The following is a 23,312-nucleotide window of genomic DNA, read 5'->3' as shown; positions in this document are numbered from 1 at the left end:
CGTATGGGATATTTTCAAGGTAATGATTTTAGGAAAATAACTGGTGGTAAAAAAGGAAAACATAGAGATAAAAGGAAGTTTGAATTAGGTTCTCCTCCTACTGAAACAAAACTTAGTACTGAGGAGTTAATAGAAAAAGAAAGAGGTATGGGAGGAAATATAAAAATAAGAGTGAAATATGCCACGTTTGCAAACATATATGACCCTCAAGAAAAGGTAAGCAAGAAAGCAAAAATATTATCAGTTATAGAAACTCCAGCAAATAAGGAGTATGCTAGAAGAGGAATAATTGTAAAAGGATCAATAATTCAAACAGAATTGGGAAAAGCAAAGGTAACTTCAAGGCCAGGTCAAGACGGAACAATAAATGCTATACTGATTAAAGAATGAGCTTAAGAGACTATAAAGGGGAAAAAGTAGCCATATGGTTAGCTTATTTTTTAGCTAGTAGTAGGGGTAAAGGAAGAAAAATTAGAAAAATTGGAGAAAAAAGAATTGATTTTAATTCTTTGCTTATTATTTGCCAAAAGCTTGGCCTAGATCCTGTTCCATTTCCAGATAAAATCCATCCTGCAACTGGTATTCCAGGTTTAATTATGGTAAATAAAATAGAAGGAAAATACAAGCTTATTAAAATGATTATGAAAGAAATTTTAAAATAATACGCGGGCCCGCCGGGATTTGAACCCGGGACCTACGGGTATCTCCTCTACCCTGTATATATTACGTTAAGAGCCCGCCGCTCTACCTGGCTGAGCTACGGGCCCACAAAAATCAATATAATGTCTGGTATTTAAATTAAACGCTATTATCTCCTTTCTCCAGTACTAAGCATAACATATCCAACATACCCTAAATAACCAAAAACGCCTAAGATAATTAAAAAATTAATAACTTTTATGAAGTAATCAGACAGTCTAAAATTACCGAGTTTTATCTGTAATCCTAGAAATAATATTTCAAAGGATAATATTATTATAGTTATAGAGAGAAGAAGCAAACCTAAGCCTAGCAGCCTAATTTTTATGTAATTCATTTAATAAATCCCTCACAGCAAGTCTAACAGCGTCTCTAGAAGTATATTTAGGCTTCCAACCAATTTCTTTTATCTTTTTTATGTCAAGTAACATAAATCTAACATCACCCACCCATCCTCTTCCTTCTCCAGAATCAACGTATATATGCTTGGGGGACACACCCATTTCCTCTTCCACGATCTTAGCAATTTCATCAACAGTAATCCAATCTTCGTTACCAAGATTATATACTGAATACGAACCAGTATTTTCCTCTGCTAATAAGATTAATCCTTCTATTGTATCTGTAATATAGATATAACTTTTTTTCTGTTTTCCATTTCCTAAAATTTCTAGCTTATTACTATCTTTTAAGAGTTTATTTACGAAATCATAAATTACTCCATGAGATATTCTACCTCCAGTTACGTTAGCTAAACGAACCGAAACTGCTCTTATACTATAAACCCTAGAATAATATTCTACCATTTCTTCTCCTAATAATTTAAAAAGACCATAGTTAGAAATTGGCTTTAATTCAGAATCTTCTGGTGTAGGAATAACTTTTGCCTCTCCATATACAGTAGAGGAAGAGGCAAAGATAAATTTTTTAACATCATATTTTCTCGCTATTTCTAATATATTAAGAGTAACCTTTACATCCCTTTCAAAATGTTCTTGCACGTGAATCATTGAAGTCCTTACATCTGGATTGGCAGCTAAATGAAAAAGAATTGAATCTTTTGGTATTTCTATGTCAGCATTAGATCTTAAATCTATCTTTTTATAAATAGCTTTATTATTCATATATTTTCCATAAGAAAAATCATCAATTACAACGACATCTTCTCCTCTTTCTACTAAATAATCTGTTAAATGCCCACCTATATAACCAGCACCACCAGTTATCACGTAAACCATGGAAAATAATAAAATACTCTACATTAAATATTTACTTATAACGTCGTAAATTTTTTCCTTGAAGTTATTTTTATCAAACATTATAGCTTTTTCATGCATTTCTTTTCTTAAATTATTCGAATATTTTTCAATGATTTCTTTACCTATCCTAACAGCATCCTCTAAGTTGTCATAAGAGAATTGAGGAACTATTTCACTACCACCGCTCTCCTTAGGGACAATGGGAACAACACCAGATGCCATAGCCTCTATGATGGGTATTCCAAAATGTTCACCAATAGTTGGGTGAAAATATAATTTAGCTTTAGAAAGTATTTTTAAAACCTCTTCTCTTGGTAAATTAGGTAAAAACTTAATATCAGCATTTAGTCTATCTCTTAATCTCATAAGTTCTTTATAATACCTTTTATCATTCAAAGAGCCAATTACGATTCCCTTAATTCCGCTAAGATGCGAAAATTTTATTGCATTCTCTATCATTTTTCCTTTTTCAAACCTAGCAATAGTAACAAACACACTTTCCCTATCCTCATTTTCAAAAGCTTTTGAGTAAAACTCAACATCGACAGGAGGATAAATTACTTGAGGCTGAGGTATTTCAAAGACTTTAGCTATTGCTCTAGCAGAGTAAAGAGAGTTGGCAATTATTGTGGCTTTCTTAGCTTCATCCTTTATTCTACTGATAATTATCCTAAAAGGTAAAAGATAAAGTCTCCAAAAAAGTGATCTTGTATATTTACTAGGTACAGAGGATATAGCCGGTGCTCCTGCGTAAATAATGTGAGGGGCAATATTAGACAATGGAATCAAAATACCAGAAGCATTAAAAAACAACTTAGGTTTTACTTTCTTAGCAGTAAAATAAACAAGAAGCCTTTGGTATTTATCAAACTTCGGTAAATGAAAAGGCAAAGAGTAAATAGAATTTAGTGAAGTGTCATACGGTTTAGAAAAGCTTACTGCTACAAAATTTATATTTTTTTCCTTTAGTAATTCAAAGATGTTTTTATAAACATAACCCTCACCACTGTAACCTCTACTCATTCCCAGACCATGTGCAATTACGGCTACCTTTATTTCTTCCATTTATATTCAATTACTTAATGGAAATTATTATACCAGTCGGTCCTAGTGATAAACTAGAATGGGTAAAACAATCTGTAAGCTCTGCTTTATCTCAAAAAGTTAATAGAGTTGTAATTTATGATAACAGTGAGAGAAAAGATATAGAGGAATATTTCTTATCACTTCGCTCTGAAATTACTTATGTTAAGGATAAAAGAATGAAAAAAGTTAACATGGCTAAATTAAGAAATAAAATGCTAGAATTAACATCTGAAAAACATGTAATATTTCTTGATAGTGACGTAGTTTTACCTAGTAATTTTAGTAAGAAGATTGAGGAAAAACTATTAGAAGGAGTTGCATTTACATGGATGCATTATGCATACTCAAGCGAAGAAATTGAAAAGCCTATCAATAAAGGAGAGCATAATCCTAATCTGGGATGTGCTGGAATTAATACTGAATATATAAAAATGATAGGAGGATTCGACGAAAAATATGAAAGAGATGAAGACGTTTGGCTTTATGCAAAACTAAAAAAATTAGGATATAGAGTAGAACCTGCTAATGGAAGATGTTTACATTTAAATAAAGTTCACGCTAGAACTGATTTTAAATCTTCGATAAAGGAAGCAAGAAGAAATTTATGGAGAAGTAAATATGATTTAATGTTGTTATTTGATGGACTAACAGATATTACGTTTTTGACTGGTTATACATATTATGGCAGTTACTATATACTAGCTATTTTGTCTGCATTTTTTCCATCAATCTCCGTTCTTTATATACCTTTGATAGGTTATGGTGTTTACTATTATGGAGGATTTAAAAAATATCTACTGAATTTAATACCGGGTTTAGCATTAGCTATATCGTTTCCTTACGGGTTATTTTATAATTTAAAACTGAGAAACATATCATAAAGCGTTTCACTTTAAATCTTAACATAGAATAACTATGATTAATAATATAGGTTATTTTATCTATTGTAGATTAAACTGTCTTAAAACGAATACTATTTTTAAATTTAGTATTAGAGCTGTAAATATCATAATATATTTGATGTTAATCTTATAGTGAGATCTAAACTTAACCTTAGTAAACATTTTTAAACAGTCGTTTAAGTGATAACAAAAATAGATTCTGTAAATGTTTTCGCCTTAAGCTAACTTTAAATATTTCTTACAATACTTCATTTTTGTGGGCCCGTAGCTCAGCCAGGTAGAGCGGCGGGCTTTTAACCGCGTAACGGGTTGCGGGAAGCAACCCGTAGGTCCCGGGTTCAAATCCCGGCGGGCCCGCGTATTATTTTTGAAATAAATACATATCTTTGTTTTACTTTAAATAAAGAGCATTTTCCAATATTTTTAAATTTTCTCTGTTTTAATGGAGGCTTTTATAAGATTTCGAGTGTTTACTGAATGTAACGTTAATCAATGGTGAAAATGTTACTTACAGAGAAATTTTCATTTTAAGATCTATAAGTCTTAAAACAGAAGGAAGAGTAATAACTTAATCTATATTAGAAACTCTTTAAATGTTTTTTATCTCGTGGTTACTTATGATCCCAATTTATTTCCTTATTCTTATTGGAATTTCTGTAGGAATTCTAACTGGGATTACTGGGTCTAGTGGCGTTCTTATAGTAGTTCCAGCTCTCTCTTACTTAGGTCTTTCTTATTATGACTCAATTGGTTCGAGTCTACTTGTAGACGTGATCACTACACTTTCAGTTATCTTTGTCTACTTTAAAAACGGAAATGTTGATTATAGAGTTTCTTTACTCTTAGGTTTAGGCGCAGTAGTAGGTGCACAATTAGGTTCGCGAATAGCATTTGCAGTACCAGAAAAGGGTTTAGAAGCATCATTTACAATATTCACGTCATACATGGCATATATGTCATTTAAAAGATCTAGAAATCCGAAGCTTAATATAAAGAGGATTGAGATCGGGAAGACGAAGTCCTTAATAGCTATATTTTTAGCGATGATTATAGGCATTGTAACTGGAACTTTAGGGGCAAGTGGCGGTATAATGTTTATTGCTGTTATGATGCTTTTATTTTCAATTGATATCAAAAGAATGATTGGTACAGCCACTTTAGCTATGCTATTTTCAGCAATTAGCGGAACTACAGCATATATAAGTGCTGGAAGAATCGATATAATAGCTGGGATAATAATTGGTATAACTGCTTTGATATCGGGTTATTATTTTGCAAAGATAGCAAATAAGATGCATCCAGCTCATATTTACATGTTTTTAGGCAGTGTGTTTGTAGCTACATCAATTAGTGAGCTTTTCAAAGTTCTCGGTGTATTTTAGCTCTTATAACTCATCAATATGAATATAAACAAAGAATTTTAAATTTAAGTTTCATCTTTTAGGGCCGAGGGATATAGGAAAATTTGGCTTCTTCATGCTTGTTATCAGGTTACTTTAAGAGAGCGTTTACCCATAATGTAACTTATCCTTATTTTTACTCACTTTTAATTCCGCCATGGACACTTATATAAACATGATCATAATAAAAATCATATTGAGAAATGATTAAAAGGAATTAAAAGTTACGTAAAGTTGTTACAGTCTTAAGCAAATATTCTTTTTAATTTAACCAATAACCACAAATACCTCTTAATGGAGAAAAGATAACATCAAAATATCTAATCATTGTTGGTGATTTTACTTTCACGATTTTGTATAATCCTTGTCTATCCTTTTTATCTGTTATTGGAACTATAATTATTCCTTGATCTTTAATTTGATTGTAAATTAGACAAGGAAATGTTGGCGATGCAGCCCAAATTATAGCTTTATCATACGGTTTTGCTTCTTCATAACCAATACTTCCATCTCCAAAAATAAGGTTAACATTGTATTCCTTGAGATTTTGTTTTGCTATGTTAAACATCTCTTCATCATACTCGACTGTATAAACATTTTTTCCTCCAACAATCTCAGCAATTAATGCTGTATAATAACCAATTCCAGTGCCTATTTCTAACACCTTATCTTCCTTTTTTAGCTCAAGTAAATCAAGCATTTTCAATCCAAGGCTTAAGGCAGTAGTTGTATAGTTTTTAGTTATTTGCAATGGTTCATCTATATGTTTAATTGAATATGCTCTATCTTTTAATTTATCTGGAAGAAATTTCCTTCTATCTACTTTCGTAAATGCCCTTATTAGCTCTTCGCTTGTTATTAGAGTCCTTATATAATTAATTATTTCTTTTTCAGCCATTCTTTAAGCTTATCTATGTTATTTTCAGCTTTAAATATAACTGGTATATCTTCTTTGAGCGCAGCCTTAAAACTCACTATCATCCATTGTCCTACATCGAATTCTAAAGTTTTTTCAACTAAGGAGTCTGATACTCCAAACGTTTCCGCAATTAGCTGTCTATCATATGGTCTTGGTAATGTACTTACAAAGTAAGTATGAATCTGCTGTAATACATTCGTGTTCAGATATGCTAATCTCTGCGTACTGATTAAACCATGAAGGTAATACTTTCTTCCATGTCTAAGCAGTTTCTCGACTGCTAGTGAAGATGCTTCACTATTATCCTTTTGTTTTGTATCGAATGGTATAAACTCCTGGGCTTCATCAAGAACAAACAAAATTGTAGGAGATGACGAATAGGATCTTTTTCTCCTCATGAATATCTGTTCTATAAGTAGTGAGACTATCATTCTGGCATCATCCATATTTGGCGACTCAACTATAAATAACCTAGCTGATTCTGATGAATTATCAAGAGCTTCTATCGCTAATGTCTCTATATCGTATTCCTCACTTGTGACTGGTTCTTGATTTATATAACTCTTTATCGCAGAAATAAAGGAAAATATGGCAGAATTCTCTCTTAAGTTAGCTTCTCTAGCCTTAAGTTCTACTTCATTTAGGATCTCATTTATACTATCATCAACTATATCATCCTTGGTCATTTTTTTCTCTCTCATTAATTTGTCTATTTGTTGAAGTAACATGAGGAAGAATGGTTTTTGTGCTGTAGCTACATATTTATCTTCAACTTGAGATCTAACCATTTCTATTAAATATCCGTAGGTTAGATACGTTATACCTTGCGGAGGAATGTAAAGTTTTCTTAATTTGTTTTGTGTATAGAGAGCTTCAAAAGCTTTCCTAATTTCTTCTTTAAAATCAGAAAGTTCTTCTGGTATAACATGTGTTCTAATTAATCTTCTCCCGGCATCAATCTCGTTATTTGGTAATCTATCCAGAGTTATTAATCTGGAGTTAAGTTTCACTAATTGATCAAGAAGAAGTACAGCGTATTCCATTGAAACATCTATTATTATTACTTTTAATTCTTGTATTGACTCTAAGGCTTTTCTAACTAATAAAGCAGTTAAATTAGATTTTCCAGAACCAGTATATGCAAATACTCCTATGTGATACTTTATGGCTTTCCTTAAGCTTATCTTTAGATCTATGTTCTCGTTAACAACTTTTCCTATGTTTTCTCCATCTTCATAAAAAATGAATTTCTCATAAGCTTTTGGCGTAAATAACTTTATCTTTGAACCTAAAAGTGGCGGTATATATCCCTTTGTAAATTTTATATTGTTGTCATTAATTTCCATTATGTATCCTACTGGAGATGCATAAGTTTCTATCCAAGATTCGTTAGAATTCCAACTCTCCTCAACTCTTCTCATTATTTCATCTCGTAATTCTTTTGGTATTGTACCGTCAAGATTGATCATTGCATAGTGTAAGGGGAGATAATCTACTACTTCTAGCACTAAATATTTATTTTCTTTAATAGTTTCTACAGCTAGTAATTTACCAGTATCTATCTCAATATTTCTGTTAAAAGGGAATTCAATTATAAAAGTTCTGAAAGATATTGAACCTCTACCATCAGCTGTAGGCCTAGTAAATACTTTTATTTCCCTTAGTCTACCTTCAGTATCAATAAACAAGGACATTTTACTTCCTCCTATTTTTTTCTATTAAGCTTCTAAATTGCCTATATCTTTGAGGAAATTTTGATACAAATAAGTCTAATGTTTTAGTCATTTTATCTCTATAAAATTTAGCTACCTTATCAGCTAGAAATAGTGGATAATTATATCCAAGAGCCTCTGGAATTGGTTCACTACCCAAAAAGTAAAGAATATGCAGAATCTCACTCCAATTCATGTTTAATGTTGTCTCTACTAGAAATACCCAACTAAATGGGAAAAGTTTAAAGTACGCCCCCCTTATTTTTCCCTTTTCATAAATTGGTAATAGCCAAGGAGTCTCTCCATTTATACTAATTCTTTCTGAAGGATCTTTAACTATCGCTATTACGTTATCTTCATTGAAATCATCCATACTAATTTTCCTATCTAGAAATATTATGTCTGAGGAAGCATTCCTAGCTTTTTCGTATTCCATTTCCCTCATTTCATCCTCTGCTTTACAATTTTCACAAATTTTCTCATCATAGTCAATTTTTAACGTTAAGATTTTATTTTGTTTAACTTCTCCTTCAACTTTACCAACTACAACATAGGCTAAGTTTCCACTGATGTACTGTACTTCATGAAAACTCCCATCTATTGCAGTAAATGTGAAATTCCATTCACCATATTTACCCTTAATCAAATTAATAATTGTGGTAAAAACTCCATTAGAGCTCATTACGGATAATCTCCTACCAACAATTAAAGTATTGATAGCTAAAAAACTTAGAGAACTTGGTATGAGCCAAAATAGAATAGCAATTTTATTAGGTGTTACTCAGCCAGCAGTAAAGCAATACTTAGATGAAGATGAGAATTTCCAATACGAAAAATTAAGAGAATTAGGATTAAAAGATGAAGAAATAGAAGATATAACACAAGATTTAGTAAATATATTGAATAAAAATGATACTAAGAGTGCAATGTATTATATAACTGATATAGGATTAAGATATTTATCAGAATTAAAATTTTGCAAATTTCATAAAGAAAATGATAAGTATATTCCTCAGGATTGTGATATTTGCAGATATATTTATAGGCAAAATGAGGAAGAAAGAATGGAAATAGCTTTAAGCATGTTACAAAATGAGTTTGTGACTCCATTAATACCAGAGGTTTTAAGTAACTTAGCTTTTGCAAGAAAGAATCCAAAAGGAATAAATGATGTATTAGCAGTTGAAGGCAGAATTACAAAAGTTAAGGGAATACCAACTCCAGCTTCAAATCCATCTTGGGGCTCTAGTAAACATCTTGCTACAATACTTCTTAAGATTATGCAGAAAGATCCCAGTATAAGATCAATTATGAACATAAAATATGATAAAAAGATTGATGAGGCATTACATTTTCTAAATTTTAGGATAGTTTACGTTGGACCAAGCGATGAGAATGATGATGAAAGTATATCTAACCTGATATACTCTGCCTTTTATAGTGGTATTGATTGTGTAGTTCATCTTGGAGGAAAAGGATTAGAGCCTATAACTTACGTTTTAGGTAAGGATCCAGTAGAAGTAGTTAAGAAAGTTATAGAAATCGGTAAAAAATACAGAGAGTTAACCGAAAATTAATTGGGAGAAAGTAATACTAAATCTGTTTTGCAAATTATTTAATTACCTCTTATTCCGATTTATTCTTATGTCTCAGTTAGAAGAAGCAATAAAAAGATTAGAGGAAGTAGAGGAGATTATAAAGAATATTGAAATAAATGATGAAGATAAAGAATACGTAGAAAAAATTCTGCTAAAGAACATGAATATAGAGGCTGAAATATATACAAAGTATTTAAGGAGAAATAAATAATATTTATTTTTGTGAGATACGAAGCTTATGTAGATATTTTTGCTGGGGATAGTAGGCTCTTAAGTAGCAGTGGTGACTTAGTAGGGTTAACTAAAGAGTTAAGAGAGATTCTAGAGCAGAACGGAATAAACATGAATATATTTTCTGATTTTATAATAGATTATATAAAAGAAAATAACCCTATGTTAACGATCCATGTAAGCGGAAAACCGTATTCATTTGTTTGTCCAAATACTGGAATTTTTCTTGAATTATGGATTACTGATGCGGAAAAATCAACTCAACATTTTCTTGCAATAGTAAATTATTCTGGTAATATTCAAATTTCAATTTCAAAACCAGAGCTGTTTGATAGAGTAATTTTTGACATTATGCGAAAGAGCGTGAATTATTTAAACTGTTTAAGAGTACAAATGCCTTTTCTGTATAAATTTATTATATTTGAAATATTTAGTTCATTCAGGAAAATTTCTAAGGTTAAGTTTGAGGGTATAATAGATAAAAATTTCATTGTAACTGATTATAAAGATAGGGGTATAATTTGGGAGATTGATTCTACTACGGTAGATTATACAAGTTCAATTTCGAAAAAAATTTTATCTACTTATTAGTAATTCAAGTAGTGATAATTTGAGCTACATTGATTACTTAGAATGGAGATTCAGAAACCTTAATGAGGGCTTATCCTTTCTCTTAGCTATTCTATCTTTGGCAGTAGCATTTATAGGACCACATTATTTAAAAAACGGAGTTATAGTAGGTGTATTAATACCCATAATAACTGCTACAACTGCAATAATTCCCCATGAGATTGCACACAGGCAATCTGCAAGGAATTACGGATGTGCTTCAAGATTTACATTAAGCTTTAAAGGTTTTCTCGCTACGTTATTAATAAACTTAATAAGTGGACTTACGGGTTTTGGGTTTTTAGTATTCGTTTCTGGTTATACTGGGATATTTTGTAGATTTGGTTTAATGACAAAAGACGTTGAAGGTAAAACAGCTTTTGCTGGTCCATTAACCAATTTAGTTATCGCAATATTATCCCTCTTGTCTCTCTTGTTTATACCAATTTCGAACATTTATCTATTGTACTTGCTAGCAGAAATATTCACATTCAATAGTTACGTTGCATTCTTCAATTTAATACCTCTTCCTCCATTAGACGGACAAAAAGTTCTAAGATGGAATTCAGCAATATGGGGTATTGCATTAATATTTGCACTTATATTAACCTTTGTACCTTATTATGTATTATGAAATCTACAGTGGTATTGACTATTTTAATAACTATTGGATATATAATAGGCCAAATTTTATCTTTAGAAAGATCATCATTGATTTATTATGTAATACAAATAAATTATCTAGTCCTTCATGGTTTTTATTGGCAGCTAGTTACATCTATTTTCGTAACACCTAACTTTTTCGATTGGGCATTTAATACTATTGCTATGTATTTTATTTACTGGCTTTATAAAGGAGAGGCGGGAAAGTTAGAATATATAATTTTCCTTATCGCTGGAATAGTAGGAAATATTCTCTCACTTTATCTTTATCCTCCATTTGTTGCATCAGCTGGTGCTTCAGGAGGAATTTTCGGTTTGTTTGCTTACTATACTGTTACTGATTATCTTAAAGATAAACAATTAAATCAAATCTCTATAATTCTTCTTGTTTCGGTATTTATCTTGAGTGATACTTTACCATTTTTTGACGTCGATATCTGGGCTCATACTGGAGGAATTCTAACTGGAATATTACTATCACTACTATTTTTTAAAATAAATAAAACAAGAGGAACAGTGTGAACATAGTAGAAGAAGTGCTTCTAATCATAGGATTACTAATGTTCCCCTATGGAATTTATGAAATATGGAAAGGTAGTGGGGATAAACAAACGAAGATTATAGTTATTGGCATTTCAGTAATATTGTATATAGTAGAGACTATTTTAGCATTAAAGTAGACTTTATACTTATGATAATAATTATTACTGGAACACCAGGGAGTGGTAAGAGTACTATTGTAGACTTACTATCTAAAAAACTGGGTTTTGAAAAGCTTCATGTTTCATCATTTTTAATTCAAAATAAGGCTTTTTCTGAATATGATGAATTAAGGCAGAGCTATGTTATTGATGAGGAAAAAGCATTCCAACTAATAGATTCTTTTATTAAGGATAAGAATGTTGTAATTGAGACTATATATCCTTCATTAATCTCCCATGCAGATAAAGTAATAGTATTAAGAAAAGACCCAAGAGTACTTTATACAGAATTAAAAAGAAGAGGGTGGGGAGAGTTAAAAATTGCAGAAAACGTTATGGCTGAAATTTTAGGAGTGATAAGTGGTGAAGCTAAAGAGTATTTTGGTAATATTTGTGAAATTAATGTAACTAATAAAAAACCAGAAGAGGTTGTGGAACAAATTCTCTCAAATAATTGTGATAATGTGGACTGGTTAAATATAGAGGAAATTCAAGATCTATTAATTTCATTAGATAAGGTTATTAGCTCGTATGAAGATAGTATAAGTGATGAGTAGTAATCCTTTCAGAATATCATCCCCACAACCACAAAAACAACCAAGAGATTTAAGAAAAGTTAATCAACAAGTTCAAGCAGCTGATTTAAAAATACAGATGAAGATGAAAACAGTTAAATATAAGATAGCCGTGCTAAGCGGAAAAGGTGGAGTAGGTAAGTCATTTGTCTCCTCTAATCTAGCAATGGCATTAGCTGCTGCGGGAAGAAGTGTAGGTATAGTTGATGTAGACTTTCATGGTCCTTCTGTACCTAAAATGTTAGGAGTTAGGGGGCAATATTTAACAGCAGATGATAAAGGCGGAATAAACCCAGTTATAGGTCCTTTCGGAATAAAAGTTGTTTCAATTGATTTCCTATTACCTAGAGATGATACTCCAGTGGTTTGGAGAGGAGCAATTAAACATACTGCAATTAAACAATTCTTAGGAGATGTAAATTGGGGCGAATTAGAGTATTTAATCATTGATATGCCTCCGGGCACTGGTGATGAGGCCTTATCAGTAGCACAATTAGTTCCTAATTTAACTGGAATGATAATAGTCACTATACCTTCAGAAGTATCAACTTTAGCCGTAAAGAAGTCAATTAATTTTGCAAAAACGATAAACGCCAAAATATTAGGAGTAATAGAAAACATGAGTTACTTCTTATGTCCATCAGATAATAAACCATATTATATTTTCGGAGAAGGAAAAGGAAAGCAAATGGCTGAAGAAATGGGAGTACCTTTATTAGGGCAAATTCCATTAGACCCAATTGTTGCTCAAGCTAATGACCTAGGAGAACCATTCTTCTTAAAATATCCAGATAATCCAGCTTCAAAAGAGTTTATGAGGATTGCTGAACAAGTTATACATATAGTGGAAAACTCTAATCAGCAGTGACATAAAATAAAAGCTTCTTTCTCTCGTAGCTAGCCTCTTTCTTTACTTTTCCTTCTCTTACAAGTTCAGCTAATGCTTCTCTGAATTTTATCATATCAAACTCATAACCTTTTTCTATCAGAATATCTCTTATCTCAGTAGATGTTTTTGGTCCCTCTTTACTCAGTAAATCTATAATAACTTTTTTTAATTCATCCTTATTCATGTTTAGTATAATACAATACGTATAAAGTATAAAAAAGTTATTAGTCAGAATAGTGGTTAAATTTAAAAAATAGTTTATTTAATATTAAAGATGATAGGTGGTAAAAAATGAGTATTGAAATTACTGAAAAAAGCGTAATTTTTAAGAGATTCCTTGCTGTAGCCTATGGACTATCAGAGGCAGAAATAGAAGCTTTTCTTAAAATCATGGAAAGCAAAGAAGGTAAGAATGTTGATACAATTTCTAGTGAATTAGGAATTAGTAAAAGTAGAGCGAGTTTAATTCTTAAAAAACTTTCAGATGCTGGCTTGATTGAGAAGGAGAAAAGTGGAAATAATAAAGGGGGAAGACCAAAATTCATGTATTATGTTAACAAGGACGAAATAAGAACTAAATTAGAGAAAAAAGCTAATGAATTATGTGATCAATTAAAGCAACTTATATCCTCTCTGGGTTAAAAACTTCTTCAAAAATGGAGTTTCTTCAATTTTCTCTTTAGTTAAGTATTCAAGATAAATACCTTTTGGTTTCTCTCTTTTTCTCTTTGTGTAAATAACTCTTGTAGGTGTGGCTATAATATCAATAGGTACATCATAAGGTTCTGTTGGAATAAAATCTACAATTTGTATATCATGTACAGTAGTAGCTATAGGAGTGTTTTCATTAACCTTACCTAATTCTCTTAATATTGCAAATTCCAATTCACTATACCCTTCCCCTTTACCTACTCTATCTCCATACATGGTTACGGCCACAGAACCTGCAACTATAAAATCAACTCTTGAAATTGAGTTTAAATCAACTACTTCACCAAACCTTGAGAAACCGCTTATCTTTGAAGCCTCTTTATAATCCTTTATTTTATTAGGATCAAGTAAATAAAACTCTCCTTTTAGTCTAGGAGTAGGTACGAGAAGAATTTTCCCACTCCTTAACACTAGTTCTCTAACGGGTCTTTGAGGAGAATCCGGATTAACTTTTACTATTTTTGCTTCTTTAAACTCCTTAGTTTCTGTCAATTTTTTTGCAGCTTCTTCTGCTCCTTTAAAATTCGGAATCCTACCATATACTGGCCTTGGAAATGAAGCAATGTTAGTATCTTCAAGAATTTTCCAAATCTTTTCCCTAATTTCAGATTTTGAGAGCATAAATACCCTGATATAAGATATATATTCCAAAGGCTAAAAGTACTATGAACGAGAAAATCTTAACACCTATAACATACCTCTCTCCAATTTTATTAATAATCATTGGGAAAGAGAATATCCAAATAACAATTCCAGTGAAAAAACCTGGAGCTATGAAAACAGAAAATTGTTGAAGCATTGAAATTCCAAAAGTGAGCCACCAACTAATCTGGTATGGATTAACTATAGCCGTAGTTAATCCCTTAACATAGCTTCCCTTTATAGTAGCCTTAAATCCTTTTATCTTAAGTACCCCATAAGCTAAATAAAGCATATATGCTCCTCCTATAAAATAGAAGAAGATGAGAGCTGAAGAAGGAATAATACTCTTAAAAAAGTAAGTTAGCCAGAAGAATATGAAATCAGCAGTCATTGCACCAGCTCCTACTGCAGTTCCGTGTAATGAAGACCTTATAGACTCATGGGCCATCATTGCATTTATAGGTCCTGGGGGTGCAGCAATAGATAAACCCATGACTATGCCTAGGCCAAAAGCATAAAAAATATTCATTGTATATTTAAGTCAATTATTGATTTTTTAAGTCTTAAGGTATTATTAAGAGAGTACATGCTGTTAAATATTAAATAAACTTCATTATTGCAGCCTTTATTATTTTCAAGACTTCTTAATTATATTTCTCAATGGAATAATTAACTTTAGTTTTTATAAATATTATGTAGCTTATGTATTTCTTTTATTGTGAACTTAACTTTTCACTTTTTCCTCAATTTATAATTTCTTCATTAATTATGAATAAAAATTGAATGCATCTTTAACCTTAGGGTATTTATTTTAAGGAAACCTATGGATTCCTATCTTTATCATAACTGAATATGGAAAAAAGTTTATTTTTAGGTTTTTAGCTTTAAAAAAGTGATGGAAAGAGAAGTTATAGAAAAAATCAAAAATCTGTATAATAGTGGGTATACAATAAGAGAAATAGCTAAAGAGATGAATATGAGTTACGGAAAAGTAAGGAATATTCTCGTTAAAGAAGGAGTAAAAATGAGGAATAAAGTACCTAAAGAGTTAATAGAAAGAGTAGTGGAATTAGCTAAGCAAGGTTATAGTGCTAGAAGAATAAGTAAAGAGTTAAATATGAATGAAACCACAGTACTTAGAATTTTAAAGGAACATAACTTAGGAAAGAGAATAAAAAAGATGAGCCAAGAAGAGATAAACCAGATTATTAGTATGTATAAAGAGGGTAAATCAATATACGAGATTGCTAAAAAGTTGAATAGATCAACTAACCTAATCGTATACTACTTAAAGAAATACGGTATTATTCGTGAATCTTCCTCCACATCTCTCTAGCAAGTTCTCCATCATATTTGAAAACATTCACCAATTTCTTAGCTTCTTCTCTTTTCTGCCTATGTTCTTCCAAGAAATCATTTAATTTTTCTATTAATATCTGTTTTAGTTCACCAGTTAAAAGTGCACCAGATCTATAATCTTCTTCTATTTTCTTTATCTTATTATCATCAGGCTCAAAGAACATATACAGCCACTGAAATGACACATCTATGTCTGGATTACCACCATATTTTCTATGCAATTCAATTGTAGGTTGACCTCCAGAAAATGCATATTTCATTATTTTCCTTTCAACAGTCTTAGGATCATCAGTAAGATAAATTGCTGTCTCAGGCTGAGATGAGCTCATTTTTCCTTCGGGTCCAGTTAATGGAGGAAGGAATTTACTATGAATCTGTGCTGCCTTATAATAACCTAGGCTCTCAGCAATATCTCTTTGCAATCTCCAATAAGGATCTTGGTCAATACCAGCTGGTATTAGACATCTCCTCTTCTCAAACATTGTAGGGGCTATTTGTAATGCTGGATACCAAATTATTCCTATATTTGAAGAAGTATCTAAACCAAACGTAGCCCTAACTTCGGAGAATGTTAATTTTTTAGCAATTTTTATTGCAATAGGGTACATATTTCTAATATACTCTGTATCTTGAAATATGAAAGTTTTATCTGGGTTAAATCCAACAGCTATTATATCTAAAATATTATCATACGCCCATTGTCTAGTTTGATCCAAAGTATATTCTGGATTCCTCATAAATTTTTCATCGTCTGTTATCTCTATATATAGATTAACGTTAAATTTGTCTTGTAACCATTTAGTAAAGATAAAAGGAATTAAATGACCTATATGCATACCTAATGAAGGGGCTCTTCCAGTATATAGGAAAAATCCTTTACCATCTTGATAATCTTTTAAAACTAAATCTAAATCCCTATGAGAAAAGAAAACATCTCTTCTTAACATAACGTGGAGTTCATCATTAATAATACTCTTAATCTTTTCCTTTAATTCTGAAGTAATTTTTTGAGTTCCAAATTGGACAATTAGCTTATCATAATCTACTTTTCCTTTTACTTCCCAAGGGGTAACATTAAAATCTTGAGCCATAATATAAAAAAGAAAAATGAGAAATTTAAAAATGTGGTAAGAAAGGTCATGATTTTTGTGAAGATGCCAATCCACCAGCTGGTAGCTCTGGGAATTGTTCCTTCATCTTCTGTTCTGCAATCATTGATGCCTCTTCTAATATCTTTCTTGCCTCTGGAGATGAAGTTACTCCTACACCACCTACACCACTGAATTCTCCAGCTTCAATTACTACTTCTTGTAAACTATCACCTAATTCGCCTAGCTCAATTGATAACTCTGGCATTACTCCCTTTAATGCGGCCTTTAACTCACCAATAACCCCCATTACTGGTATTAGATTTACGTAAATATCTCCTAATTCACCAACAGTCTCTAATCTTAATTCAACTTGCTCTAGTGCAATTTGAGTTGTTATTAACTGCTTCGTTATTTTTCTAATTTCTGCAACCTCATTAGCATACATCGCTGCCCTTGTATGATCCTTACTCATTTGAGCCTCTACTACTCTCTCGAATAGTGTTCTGTCTCTCTCTTGCATTTTAGCAATGTAAGAGTCTAATCTGCTTATCATTGATCTAATTTTATACTGAGCCTGAATTAACCTATATTTTAATGGTTCTTTGCTTTTTGGTATTTTTACTTTTTCGTTTCCAGCCCAAATCTTTTGGAAGTCTTCTTTTCCTAACATGGGCAATTTATATCTTGGCATGATAAACTTATAAAGGGGTTTTATACATAATATAGGTTTAAAAGTAAGGGAAAAAAAATAAGTATATAGTATGCCCACCATTACTGAAGATCCAGATGTTGATATACTCATGAATGGTAATCTTTTAAAAGTATTAATTGATCTCAGAGGGAGAAATCTAAAATCTGAAAATCTGATAGTTAAAGCCGATAAACAAGGGGTTTACATTTTTGATAAGGAAAGTAATAACGTAATAAAAGTAATAAAGTTGCCAACGTTCGTAGATCCAACTTCAGTCTCATTTTCAGAAAAATTTGGAACCTATATAATTACGCTTAAAAAAACGTAAGTAGTAATTTAAGTTATAGTAGAGAAACTTTACCTAACAGACTGTTATATAAAGGAATTTAAGGCAAAAATCACAAAAATTGACGGAAATCTTGTGTTCTTAGACAAAACGGCATTTTATCCTGGAGGAGGAGGTGTAGAAAATGATAAGGGTTACTTTATCTTTAACGGAAATAAAATAGAAGTTAATAACGTAAAAGAAATAGATGGAGAAATAGCACATGAAGCTACCTCGGTACCATTTAAGGAAGGAGATGAAATCACTGGAGTAATAGATTGGGAAAGAAGATATAGAATGATGAGATTACATACAGCTTCCCATATAATCGCTGCAATAGCATATTCAAAGTATAATTCTAAAATAACTGGCGGAAACATTTCACCAGAATATGCTAAAGATGATTTCGATATTGATGATAAGAATAAACTATTAGAAATAGTAAAGGAAGCCAACGAAATAGCTAAAAAAGGAATACCAGTAAAAATTTACTTCTTAAAGAAGGAAGAAGCACTCAAAATACCAGGAATTGTAAAGTTAGCTGAAAGAATGCCACCAAATATAGACATATGGAGAATTGTGGAAATTGAAGGAATAGATATTCAAGCTGATGGAGGACCTCACGTTTCTAATACTTTAGAAATAGGAGAAATAGTACCTTTAAAAATTGAGAATAGAGGAAAAGGCAAAAAAAGAATATATTATACTGTAAAACCCTAAAATATTCAAATCTCCCAGACATACCTTATACTAAGAATAAACCTTACTCCAAAACCAGCAACTATACCTAGAAAATTGATTATAGCTAAATATAAAGAGGATAGATGCAAGCTTGAAAAGAATAGAAGAAATAATAACTGCGTTAGATTACCAAAATGTATAAATAAAACTACAAGAGAAATCACAATAACATACTGTACTATACCGCCAACTAAAGAAGAAACATGAAATTTCCATAATCTAGTTATAATTTTGCCCTTTCTTGAATCTTTAAAAGTCCATATGTCGTTAAGGATGAAATTAAATAAAATAGATATTTCGATTGCTAATGCTAGTGAGATAGCAATAGGTATGAAAGGTTTAGTAGATAAAAGAATTCCCTCATTAACAATAGTACCTAATCCACCAACAATAGCATATTTAATAACTTTTTCTAACACAAGTAGATAATAAAAGATAATGATTAATAAAGTTTTTCGCAATCAAGAATCTTATTTATTAAAAATATTAGCTCTTTAAAGTTATTTTTTAAAGAAATTCTGCCGTGGGTTGGTCTTAAACCTAAAAAACCCTCTGGCTCTCTAATCTGATACCCATATTTCCTTAGCTTCATATTTAACTCTTTAGTAGGGATAGGAAATTCAGCCAAAAAATACGGGGCTACTGTATCATATATTTTAAATTTAGCTTTAGTGCTTTTTAAAACGCTAATAAGCCTTTCAATCTCTCTCTTAGATCTTTCAAAAAAATCCCTAACCTCCTTAGGATCTAGATTAACAAAAACATAATACACAATACTATTTATCCTCCAAGGCGGTGCTTTCTCCTCTAATTTTCTTGAATTCTTTCCAATAGAAAAACCTATTCTTAACCCTGGAATAGATAAGGATTTTGTAAAAGATGAAATTATAAGAAGATTATTAAACTCTTCAGTATATTTAATAGAACTCTTTATTAGACTTATATCTGCAAAAGATTCATCTAGTATTAATTTTCTTCCAAAGGATAGAAAATTGATAATATCCTTCTCTTTAATCATACTCCCAGTAGGATTAACTGGATTACTAGTTATGACACAATCCCCAGAGAGATAATATTCAAAGTAATTTTCTCTCTCTATTGCAAAATAACTACGTTTCCTCTTATACTCAGAAAAATTTGGTTCTGGAACATCACAAGCATCTAGTAGTTTTATTACTTCTGAGGAACCATTAAAAACACCAATTAAATCAATATCAACATTATAAAGTTCAGCTATAAACTCCTTTATTTCCTTATAATCTTCTGGTGGATAAAATGAGTAAACCCTCTTCTTCACCGCTTCATCTATAAGTTCATGTACTCTGGGCAAAGTTCCTAAAGGATTCAAATTCACACTAAAATCATTAATATGTTCTGGTCCATCCTTACCCCACTTTACTCCTCCATGCTTCATAAGCCTCTCTCCTTAAAGTAAGCCTCAATAATATTCTTTTCAGCTCTTCTTAATATCTCAGCTAACGTAGAAGAACTTATGTTTAATTTTTCAGCTAACTGATTTAATGTTATCCTCCTTGGAAAATCAAAATAACCGGCCCCTAAGGCAATTTTTATAATCTGCTCTTGTCTTGCAGTTATTGTAGCATCAGACTTAGCCTTAACAACCTTCAGAACCTTAACATCGATTTTATTATCTACGAATTCTTTCAATAACCTTTTAAGCTCTTGGTAACCATCAACTATAACAGTCCAAATTATAGAATCTAATACCACATTTCCTTGCATAATAGTATATTTTGAAAGAATAGAAATTATTTTCGAATTAACTTGTAGAGTACCTAAATAACTATTTTTCGAAACTTTTGTAAAAGATGAAAGAAACTTTTCATTATCTTTCCCCTTATACTCGATTAAAACTCTATATGAAGAAGAATCTGGTCTTATATCCAAAATAGTAATAGAAGTAGTATAGATATTATTTATAGATATCCAATCTTCAATAGGAGTTTTTAAAGTGACGTGAAGTAACATCCCGAATATATTAGGGGATTAAAATATTTTAAAGCATTGCAATTTAGTAATTGGGGATTCGAATGGGAATCGATCCAAACTATAGAACAAATAGGCAGGTAGTAGGAGAACATAGTGGACATAAAGTATATGGCCCAGTAGAACCACCAAAAGTCCTCGGAATACATGGGACAATAGTTGGAGTAGACTTCGACTTATGTATTGCAGACGGATCATGTATAAATGCATGTCCAGTAAATGTATTTCAATGGTATGATACACCAGGACATCCAGCTTCGGAAAAGAAAGCAGATCCGGTTAATGAACAAGCATGTATATTCTGTATGGCTTGTGTAAACGTATGTCCAGTAGCTGCAATTGATGTAAAACCACCATAAAACCATTTTTCTCCTTTTATTAGTTAATCTTAAATATTACCTACGTCTTATTTTTACTACGAGACGCCGCGGTAGTATAGCCCGGTCAAGCACGCTGCGCCGAAAGTATGCGGGCCTTTCGAGCCCGTGACCCGGGTTCAAATCCCGGCCGCGGCACTAATTTTTAATTAAATTGAAAGATCAGATGAGAGGTTATGGCTTAGGTCGGAAACCATCTAGGAAAAATTGGAAACCATCTTAAAACCCAGACTGGAAACTAATGATATGCCAATTTTAGATTTAGATAAACTCACAAATGAGCAAAAAATTCGATTATTCATTTATACAACTGAAGAAAAAGGGATAACGTATGAACAGTTAGGGATTTCGAAAGCTTCAAGTTGGAGGTATAAGAAAGGGTTGAGGGAAATACCTAAAGAAGTAATGGAGAAAGTGCTACAATTTTTGGCACCAGATGAGATTGCGAGGATATTATACGGAAAGAAGATATAGAGAAGGCTGACATAAACGACATACTAAAAGTAGTGAATACTGCTGTAGAGGATCCTCAGTTCCGATCTCTGTTATTCATGATGTTGAATAGGTTCTAAGGAGATTATGTCAGACAGAATACGAATAGTTACGTAGTTACTGAAGAGGATCTAAAACTGTTTGAAAAACCCTGGAACAGAAGAGTAAAGTAACTAGAGAAGAAAGACTGAGGCATATAAAATACGCTATGAGGGACTTAGGCTTCTCACTTTCACCCGAGAGAGTGTCCAATGTGTAATTAACGTAATTTACTTTATTAACAAATTTTTATAGTAAAAGCAAGAATTACAGAACCCAATTGGATAATACTTAAGGGGGATTACGCCTAGGTTATACAATGGGAATTGAGATTTACCAAAGCGTAATCCCCCAATTGGGTTGGAAGAGTAAATATCTTTTGGATTGCGAGGAGATCTTGAAAGAGCTGGTGATCAGAAGGGAGTTTGAGGGTTTCAAGTTCACTGAATATGACCCCTTGACTTACTTGAAGATGCTGATTGTTATGGTACTCTATAAAGAGTCTTATAGGGGGACAATTGAACTTGCAGCTACCAATGGTAAAGCGTTTCCTCAAAGTTAAAGAGATCCCATCAAAGTCCTCACTACACTGGTTCGTCCACAAGTTTAGTGACAGAATAAAGGACCTACTCCTCAAGGTATTCAAGTTGGAGTCACTCGTTGAAGAGGAACAACTCCCAACACACCATCTACTAGCTGAGTTTGGAAGGGATATAAGGTTACTTGATAGTTTTCCCGTTGAGTTACCTAATGGTAAGAAGAGTATTGAGACTCATATTGAGAAGTTATTGCTTGATTTGAGGGAGATTGATTCTAAGAGGAAGCCTCATGAGGTGCTAGCCTCACTTGATGAGGGAAAGAGGGAGGAGCTTTTCTCTCATTTCCCTAGGGATTATACTGTTAGGGAGCGTGAAGGTAGGAAGTGGGGTAAGGCTTGGTTTGGGGGGAAGTGTTTTGCTGAGGTTTCTTCTAAAACCCTTATGGTATCTAAGGTTGAGTTGGTTTTGGCTAATGTTTCTGATTCGAGGTCTCCTATTGTGCCTAATGTGGTTACGCTTGTGGAGAGGGGTAAGGTAATTAGGAGGGGTTTGGAGGTTTTGAGGAGTGGTGTTGAGTTCTTTGGGATTTTTCTTAAGGAGCACATGAGGTGTTATGCTAGGAGTTTAGAGGTGTTGAATACTTTTGCTAATCTCGTAGGTTTAGCTTATAGTATTCAGCGGTTTAGGGCTCTTAGGAAGAGGCGAGTCTTACACTAGAAAAACTCTGTGTGAAAGCATGTTAGAAAAATTCTCTCAGCTTGGGTTATCGAAAATTGCGAGATTATTTGTAATTGCTTTTAATAAATTGATTTTATATTACTTCACTCTTAGTAATTAAGTGAATTTAATTCTGAGCAAACGTTTTTTATAACTTTTTACTTTATTTAGTTATTTACATTAATTACGGATTGGACGCTCCCCCGTGGGAGTAGTGGGGACTATGCTTGATTTTCGATGGAAAGGTTTTTATACCAGAAGCTCCACACTCCCTCTTCTCCACCGTAACCTTTTTCCTAGTCTACTTATTTCTTCTCATTAAACTGGGGAGTTATTTC

Annotated in this window: 32 protein-coding genes, 3 tRNA genes and 1 pseudogene; 21 read left to right on the top strand and 15 right to left on the bottom strand. The window is 32.0% G+C overall.

From position 1 onward, the window contains the following. Positions 1–3: 3 nt before the first annotated feature. Positions 4–390 carry a 30S ribosomal protein S8e gene (locus STK_RS01040; protein WP_010978126.1) on the top strand — a complete coding sequence of 129 codons (387 nt, stop codon included), beginning with the start codon at positions 4–6 and terminating at the stop codon, positions 388–390. Beyond that, the gene (locus STK_RS01035) at positions 387–662 is read left to right on the top strand and encodes a hypothetical protein (RefSeq protein ID WP_052846201.1); all 276 of its coding nucleotides are present in this window, start codon (positions 387–389) and stop codon (positions 660–662) included. Before STK_RS01040 ends, STK_RS01035 begins: the two co-directional genes overlap by 4 nt. Positions 663–666: 4 nt before the next feature. Here the strand turns inward: STK_RS01035 and STK_RS01030 are convergent. The 4 genes from STK_RS01030 to STK_RS01015 form a co-directional block, all read right to left on the bottom strand. Beyond that, a tRNA-Lys gene (locus STK_RS01030) sits at positions 667–767 on the bottom strand. Between the two features lie 41 nt (positions 768–808). Next, a complete protein-coding gene (locus STK_RS01025) occupies positions 809–1,036 on the bottom strand; it encodes a hypothetical protein (RefSeq protein WP_052846199.1) in 228 nt (75 codons plus the stop codon). Beyond that, positions 1,017–1,937 carry an NAD-dependent epimerase/dehydratase family protein gene (locus STK_RS01020; RefSeq protein ID WP_010978125.1) on the bottom strand — a complete coding sequence of 307 codons (921 nt, stop codon included), beginning with the start codon at positions 1,935–1,937 and terminating at the stop codon, positions 1,017–1,019. Before STK_RS01020 ends, STK_RS01025 begins: the two co-directional genes overlap by 20 nt. A gap of 18 nt (positions 1,938–1,955) precedes the next feature. Beyond that, positions 1,956–3,023 (bottom strand): glycosyltransferase family 4 protein, encoded by a 1,068-nt coding sequence (locus STK_RS01015; RefSeq protein WP_010978124.1) that lies wholly within the window; start codon positions 3,021–3,023, stop codon positions 1,956–1,958. A gap of 17 nt (positions 3,024–3,040) precedes the next feature. Here STK_RS01015 and STK_RS01010 point away from each other — a divergent pair, with 17 nt between their 5' ends. From STK_RS01010 to STK_RS01000, 3 genes are all read left to right on the top strand, one after another. Beyond that, a complete protein-coding gene (locus STK_RS01010) occupies positions 3,041–3,925 on the top strand; it encodes a glycosyltransferase family 2 protein (RefSeq protein ID WP_052846197.1) in 885 nt (294 codons plus the stop codon). Positions 3,926–4,204: 279 nt separating this feature from the next. Next, positions 4,205–4,303: transfer RNA gene (locus STK_RS01005), tRNA-Lys, on the top strand. A 260-nt stretch (positions 4,304–4,563) separates the two neighbouring features. Continuing rightward, on the top strand, positions 4,564–5,328 hold the full coding sequence (locus tag STK_RS01000; RefSeq protein WP_052846195.1) for a sulfite exporter TauE/SafE family protein: 765 nt from the start codon (positions 4,564–4,566) through the stop codon (positions 5,326–5,328). A gap of 280 nt (positions 5,329–5,608) precedes the next feature. Here the strand turns inward: STK_RS01000 and STK_RS00995 are convergent, their stop codons facing one another. From STK_RS00995 to STK_RS00985, 3 genes are read right to left on the bottom strand one after another with little or no spacing between them, the layout of a single operon-like run. Next, positions 5,609–6,244, bottom strand: coding sequence for a protein-L-isoaspartate O-methyltransferase family protein (locus STK_RS00995; protein ID WP_010978121.1), 636 nt, complete (start codon positions 6,242–6,244; stop codon positions 5,609–5,611). Next, positions 6,226–7,959 (bottom strand): ATP-binding protein, encoded by a 1,734-nt coding sequence (locus STK_RS00990; protein WP_010978120.1) that lies wholly within the window; start codon positions 7,957–7,959, stop codon positions 6,226–6,228. Before STK_RS00990 ends, STK_RS00995 begins: the two co-directional genes overlap by 19 nt. Position 7,960: 1 nt before the next feature. Further along, positions 7,961–8,659 (bottom strand): DNA double-strand break repair nuclease NurA, encoded by a 699-nt coding sequence (locus tag STK_RS00985; protein ID WP_010978119.1) that lies wholly within the window; start codon positions 8,657–8,659, stop codon positions 7,961–7,963. On the opposite strand from STK_RS00985, the gene STK_RS00980 reads away from it, so the two are divergent. The 8 genes from STK_RS00980 (at position 8,634) to STK_RS00955 (ending at position 13,222) form a co-directional block, all read left to right on the top strand. Continuing rightward, on the top strand, positions 8,634–9,554 hold the full coding sequence (locus tag STK_RS00980; RefSeq protein WP_052846193.1) for a thiamine-phosphate synthase family protein: 921 nt from the start codon (positions 8,634–8,636) through the stop codon (positions 9,552–9,554). The two genes, STK_RS00985 and STK_RS00980, sit on opposite strands and share 26 nt — an antisense overlap. Positions 9,555–9,621: 67 nt before the next feature. Continuing rightward, on the top strand, positions 9,622–9,786 hold the full coding sequence (locus STK_RS15125) for a hypothetical protein (RefSeq protein ID WP_184650966.1): 165 nt from the start codon (positions 9,622–9,624) through the stop codon (positions 9,784–9,786). 11 nt (positions 9,787–9,797) lie between these two features. Then, positions 9,798–10,397: a hypothetical protein gene (locus tag STK_RS00975; protein WP_010978117.1), complete on the top strand. Its 600-nt coding sequence runs from the start codon at positions 9,798–9,800 to the stop codon at positions 10,395–10,397. 19 nt (positions 10,398–10,416) lie between these two features. Beyond that, on the top strand, positions 10,417–11,049 hold the full coding sequence (locus STK_RS00970; protein WP_052846192.1) for a peptidase M50: 633 nt from the start codon (positions 10,417–10,419) through the stop codon (positions 11,047–11,049). Then, positions 11,046–11,600, top strand: a complete 555-nt coding sequence (locus STK_RS00965) for a rhomboid family intramembrane serine protease (protein ID WP_069168135.1) — start codon at positions 11,046–11,048, stop codon at positions 11,598–11,600. The genes STK_RS00970 and STK_RS00965 overlap by 4 nt, the downstream gene beginning before the upstream one ends. Further along, positions 11,597–11,758, top strand: a complete 162-nt coding sequence (locus STK_RS15120) for a hypothetical protein (protein WP_198429723.1) — start codon at positions 11,597–11,599, stop codon at positions 11,756–11,758. Before STK_RS00965 ends, STK_RS15120 begins: the two co-directional genes overlap by 4 nt. A gap of 11 nt (positions 11,759–11,769) precedes the next feature. Beyond that, the gene (locus STK_RS00960) at positions 11,770–12,336 is read left to right on the top strand and encodes an adenylate kinase family protein (protein ID WP_010978114.1); all 567 of its coding nucleotides are present in this window, start codon (positions 11,770–11,772) and stop codon (positions 12,334–12,336) included. Further along, positions 12,329–13,222, top strand: a complete 894-nt coding sequence (locus STK_RS00955; protein ID WP_052846190.1) for an Mrp/NBP35 family ATP-binding protein — start codon at positions 12,329–12,331, stop codon at positions 13,220–13,222. The genes STK_RS00960 and STK_RS00955 overlap by 8 nt, the downstream gene beginning before the upstream one ends. Here the strand turns inward: STK_RS00955 and STK_RS00950 are convergent. After that, positions 13,209–13,427: a hypothetical protein gene (locus tag STK_RS00950; protein ID WP_052846188.1), complete on the bottom strand. Its 219-nt coding sequence runs from the start codon at positions 13,425–13,427 to the stop codon at positions 13,209–13,211. The two genes, STK_RS00955 and STK_RS00950, sit on opposite strands and share 14 nt — an antisense overlap. Positions 13,428–13,534: 107 nt before the next feature. Between STK_RS00950 and STK_RS00945 the strand changes: the two genes are divergently transcribed. Next, the gene (locus STK_RS00945; RefSeq protein WP_010978112.1) at positions 13,535–13,885 is read left to right on the top strand and encodes a helix-turn-helix domain-containing protein; all 351 of its coding nucleotides are present in this window, start codon (positions 13,535–13,537) and stop codon (positions 13,883–13,885) included. Here STK_RS00945 and STK_RS00940 read toward each other — a convergent pair. Together STK_RS00940 and STK_RS00935 are read right to left on the bottom strand one after the other, a co-directional pair. Then, positions 13,856–14,575 (bottom strand): 5-formyltetrahydrofolate cyclo-ligase, encoded by a 720-nt coding sequence (locus STK_RS00940; RefSeq protein ID WP_010978111.1) that lies wholly within the window; start codon positions 14,573–14,575, stop codon positions 13,856–13,858. The two genes, STK_RS00945 and STK_RS00940, sit on opposite strands and share 30 nt — an antisense overlap. Next, positions 14,559–15,125 carry a LysE family translocator gene (locus tag STK_RS00935; RefSeq protein WP_010978110.1) on the bottom strand — a complete coding sequence of 189 codons (567 nt, stop codon included), beginning with the start codon at positions 15,123–15,125 and terminating at the stop codon, positions 14,559–14,561. Before STK_RS00935 ends, STK_RS00940 begins: the two co-directional genes overlap by 17 nt. Positions 15,126–15,488: 363 nt before the next feature. Here STK_RS00935 and cbp1 point away from each other — a divergent pair, with 363 nt between their 5' ends. Then, complete coding sequence (cbp1, locus tag STK_RS00930) at positions 15,489–15,932, top strand: CRISPR DNA repeat-binding protein Cbp1 (RefSeq protein ID WP_010978109.1); 444 nt, start codon at positions 15,489–15,491, stop codon at positions 15,930–15,932. On the opposite strand, the gene STK_RS00925 is transcribed toward cbp1, so the two are convergent. Together STK_RS00925 and cdvB1/B2 are read right to left on the bottom strand one after the other, a co-directional pair. Then, positions 15,901–17,046, bottom strand: coding sequence for a tryptophan--tRNA ligase (locus STK_RS00925; protein ID WP_010978108.1), 1,146 nt, complete (start codon positions 17,044–17,046; stop codon positions 15,901–15,903). The two genes, cbp1 and STK_RS00925, sit on opposite strands and share 32 nt — an antisense overlap. A gap of 46 nt (positions 17,047–17,092) precedes the next feature. Beyond that, on the bottom strand, positions 17,093–17,737 hold the full coding sequence (gene cdvB1/B2 / locus STK_RS00920; RefSeq protein WP_338055441.1) for a cell division protein CdvB1/B2: 645 nt from the start codon (positions 17,735–17,737) through the stop codon (positions 17,093–17,095). 70 nt (positions 17,738–17,807) lie between these two features. On the opposite strand from cdvB1/B2, the gene STK_RS00915 reads away from it, so the two are divergent. Together STK_RS00915 and alaXM are read left to right on the top strand one after the other, a co-directional pair. Next, positions 17,808–18,065, top strand: a complete 258-nt coding sequence (locus tag STK_RS00915; protein ID WP_052846186.1) for a hypothetical protein — start codon at positions 17,808–17,810, stop codon at positions 18,063–18,065. Positions 18,066–18,080: 15 nt separating this feature from the next. Continuing rightward, positions 18,081–18,782 carry an alanyl-tRNA editing protein AlaXM gene (gene alaXM / locus STK_RS00910; protein ID WP_052846184.1) on the top strand — a complete coding sequence of 234 codons (702 nt, stop codon included), beginning with the start codon at positions 18,081–18,083 and terminating at the stop codon, positions 18,780–18,782. 5 nt (positions 18,783–18,787) lie between these two features. Here alaXM and STK_RS00905 read toward each other — a convergent pair whose 3' ends face one another. The 3 genes from STK_RS00905 to STK_RS00895 are packed head-to-tail and all read right to left on the bottom strand — an operon-like array spanning position 18,788 to position 20,792. Next, a complete protein-coding gene (locus STK_RS00905; RefSeq protein WP_010978105.1) occupies positions 18,788–19,222 on the bottom strand; it encodes a GtrA family protein in 435 nt (144 codons plus the stop codon). 23 nt (positions 19,223–19,245) lie between these two features. Then, complete coding sequence (locus STK_RS00900; RefSeq protein WP_010978104.1) at positions 19,246–20,217, bottom strand: aminotransferase class I/II-fold pyridoxal phosphate-dependent enzyme; 972 nt, start codon at positions 20,215–20,217, stop codon at positions 19,246–19,248. Next, positions 20,214–20,792, bottom strand: coding sequence for a helix-turn-helix domain-containing protein (locus STK_RS00895; RefSeq protein ID WP_010978103.1), 579 nt, complete (start codon positions 20,790–20,792; stop codon positions 20,214–20,216). The genes STK_RS00900 and STK_RS00895 overlap by 4 nt, the downstream gene beginning before the upstream one ends. A gap of 62 nt (positions 20,793–20,854) precedes the next feature. Here STK_RS00895 and zfx1 point away from each other — a divergent pair, with 62 nt between their 5' ends. The 4 genes and pseudogenes from zfx1 (at position 20,855) to STK_RS14680 (ending at position 22,974) form a co-directional block, all read left to right on the top strand. Continuing rightward, entirely contained in the window at positions 20,855–21,169 is a 315-nt protein-coding gene (gene zfx1 / locus STK_RS00890) for a zinc-containing ferredoxin Zfx1 (RefSeq protein WP_010978102.1), read from the top strand. A 65-nt stretch (positions 21,170–21,234) separates the two neighbouring features. After that, positions 21,235–21,325, top strand: a tRNA-Glu gene (locus tag STK_RS00885). Positions 21,326–21,433: 108 nt separating this feature from the next. After that, the gene (locus STK_RS15525; protein WP_010978101.1) at positions 21,434–21,661 is read left to right on the top strand and encodes a hypothetical protein; all 228 of its coding nucleotides are present in this window, start codon (positions 21,434–21,436) and stop codon (positions 21,659–21,661) included. Between the two features lie 376 nt (positions 21,662–22,037). Next, positions 22,038–22,974, top strand: a pseudogene (locus STK_RS14680) (transposase). The last annotated feature ends 338 nt before the right edge of the window (positions 22,975–23,312 follow it).

Origin of the sequence: Sulfurisphaera tokodaii str. 7 (genome assembly GCF_000011205.1) — an archaeon.
Lineage (GTDB): Archaea > Thermoproteota > Thermoprotei_A > Sulfolobales > Sulfolobaceae > Sulfurisphaera > Sulfurisphaera tokodaii.
This window is presented reverse-complemented; position numbering and strand designations above follow the sequence as displayed.

Bases quoted from the DNA above. Each gene is read 5' to 3' on its own strand.
- STK_RS01040 (WP_010978126.1), top strand. From the start codon at position 4: ATGGGATATTTTCAAGGTAATGATTTTAGGAAAATAACTGGTGGTAAA.
- STK_RS01035 (WP_052846201.1), top strand. From the start codon at position 387: ATGAGCTTAAGAGACTATAAAGGGGAAAAAGTAGCCATATGGTTAGCT.
- STK_RS01025 (WP_052846199.1), bottom strand. From the start codon at position 1,036: ATGAATTACATAAAAATTAGGCTGCTAGGCTTAGGTTTGCTTCTTCTC.
- STK_RS01020 (WP_010978125.1), bottom strand. From the start codon at position 1,937: ATGGTTTACGTGATAACTGGTGGTGCTGGTTATATAGGTGGGCATTTA.
- STK_RS01015 (WP_010978124.1), bottom strand. From the start codon at position 3,023: ATGGAAGAAATAAAGGTAGCCGTAATTGCACATGGTCTGGGAATGAGT.
- STK_RS01010 (WP_052846197.1), top strand. From the start codon at position 3,041: ATGGAAATTATTATACCAGTCGGTCCTAGTGATAAACTAGAATGGGTA.
- STK_RS01000 (WP_052846195.1), top strand. From the start codon at position 4,564: ATGATCCCAATTTATTTCCTTATTCTTATTGGAATTTCTGTAGGAATT.
- STK_RS00995 (WP_010978121.1), bottom strand. From the start codon at position 6,244: ATGGCTGAAAAAGAAATAATTAATTATATAAGGACTCTAATAACAAGC.
- STK_RS00990 (WP_010978120.1), bottom strand. From the start codon at position 7,959: ATGTCCTTGTTTATTGATACTGAAGGTAGACTAAGGGAAATAAAAGTA.
- STK_RS00985 (WP_010978119.1), bottom strand. From the start codon at position 8,659: ATGAGCTCTAATGGAGTTTTTACCACAATTATTAATTTGATTAAGGGT.
- STK_RS15125 (WP_184650966.1), top strand. From the start codon at position 9,622: ATGTCTCAGTTAGAAGAAGCAATAAAAAGATTAGAGGAAGTAGAGGAG.
- STK_RS00965 (WP_069168135.1), top strand. From the start codon at position 11,046: ATGAAATCTACAGTGGTATTGACTATTTTAATAACTATTGGATATATA.
- STK_RS00960 (WP_010978114.1), top strand. From the start codon at position 11,770: ATGATAATAATTATTACTGGAACACCAGGGAGTGGTAAGAGTACTATT.
- STK_RS00955 (WP_052846190.1), top strand. From the start codon at position 12,329: ATGAGTAGTAATCCTTTCAGAATATCATCCCCACAACCACAAAAACAA.
- STK_RS00950 (WP_052846188.1), bottom strand. From the start codon at position 13,427: ATGAATAAGGATGAATTAAAAAAAGTTATTATAGATTTACTGAGTAAA.
- STK_RS00945 (WP_010978112.1), top strand. From the start codon at position 13,535: ATGAGTATTGAAATTACTGAAAAAAGCGTAATTTTTAAGAGATTCCTT.
- STK_RS00940 (WP_010978111.1), bottom strand. From the start codon at position 14,575: ATGCTCTCAAAATCTGAAATTAGGGAAAAGATTTGGAAAATTCTTGAA.
- STK_RS00935 (WP_010978110.1), bottom strand. From the start codon at position 15,125: ATGAATATTTTTTATGCTTTTGGCCTAGGCATAGTCATGGGTTTATCT.
- STK_RS00925 (WP_010978108.1), bottom strand. From the start codon at position 17,046: ATGGCTCAAGATTTTAATGTTACCCCTTGGGAAGTAAAAGGAAAAGTA.
- cdvB1/B2 (WP_338055441.1), bottom strand. From the start codon at position 17,737: ATGCCAAGATATAAATTGCCCATGTTAGGAAAAGAAGACTTCCAAAAG.
- STK_RS00915 (WP_052846186.1), top strand. From the start codon at position 17,808: ATGCCCACCATTACTGAAGATCCAGATGTTGATATACTCATGAATGGT.
- STK_RS00900 (WP_010978104.1), bottom strand. From the start codon at position 20,217: ATGAAGCATGGAGGAGTAAAGTGGGGTAAGGATGGACCAGAACATATT.
- STK_RS00895 (WP_010978103.1), bottom strand. From the start codon at position 20,792: ATGTTACTTCACGTCACTTTAAAAACTCCTATTGAAGATTGGATATCT.
- zfx1 (WP_010978102.1), top strand. From the start codon at position 20,855: ATGGGAATCGATCCAAACTATAGAACAAATAGGCAGGTAGTAGGAGAA.
- STK_RS15525 (WP_010978101.1), top strand. From the start codon at position 21,434: ATGCCAATTTTAGATTTAGATAAACTCACAAATGAGCAAAAAATTCGA.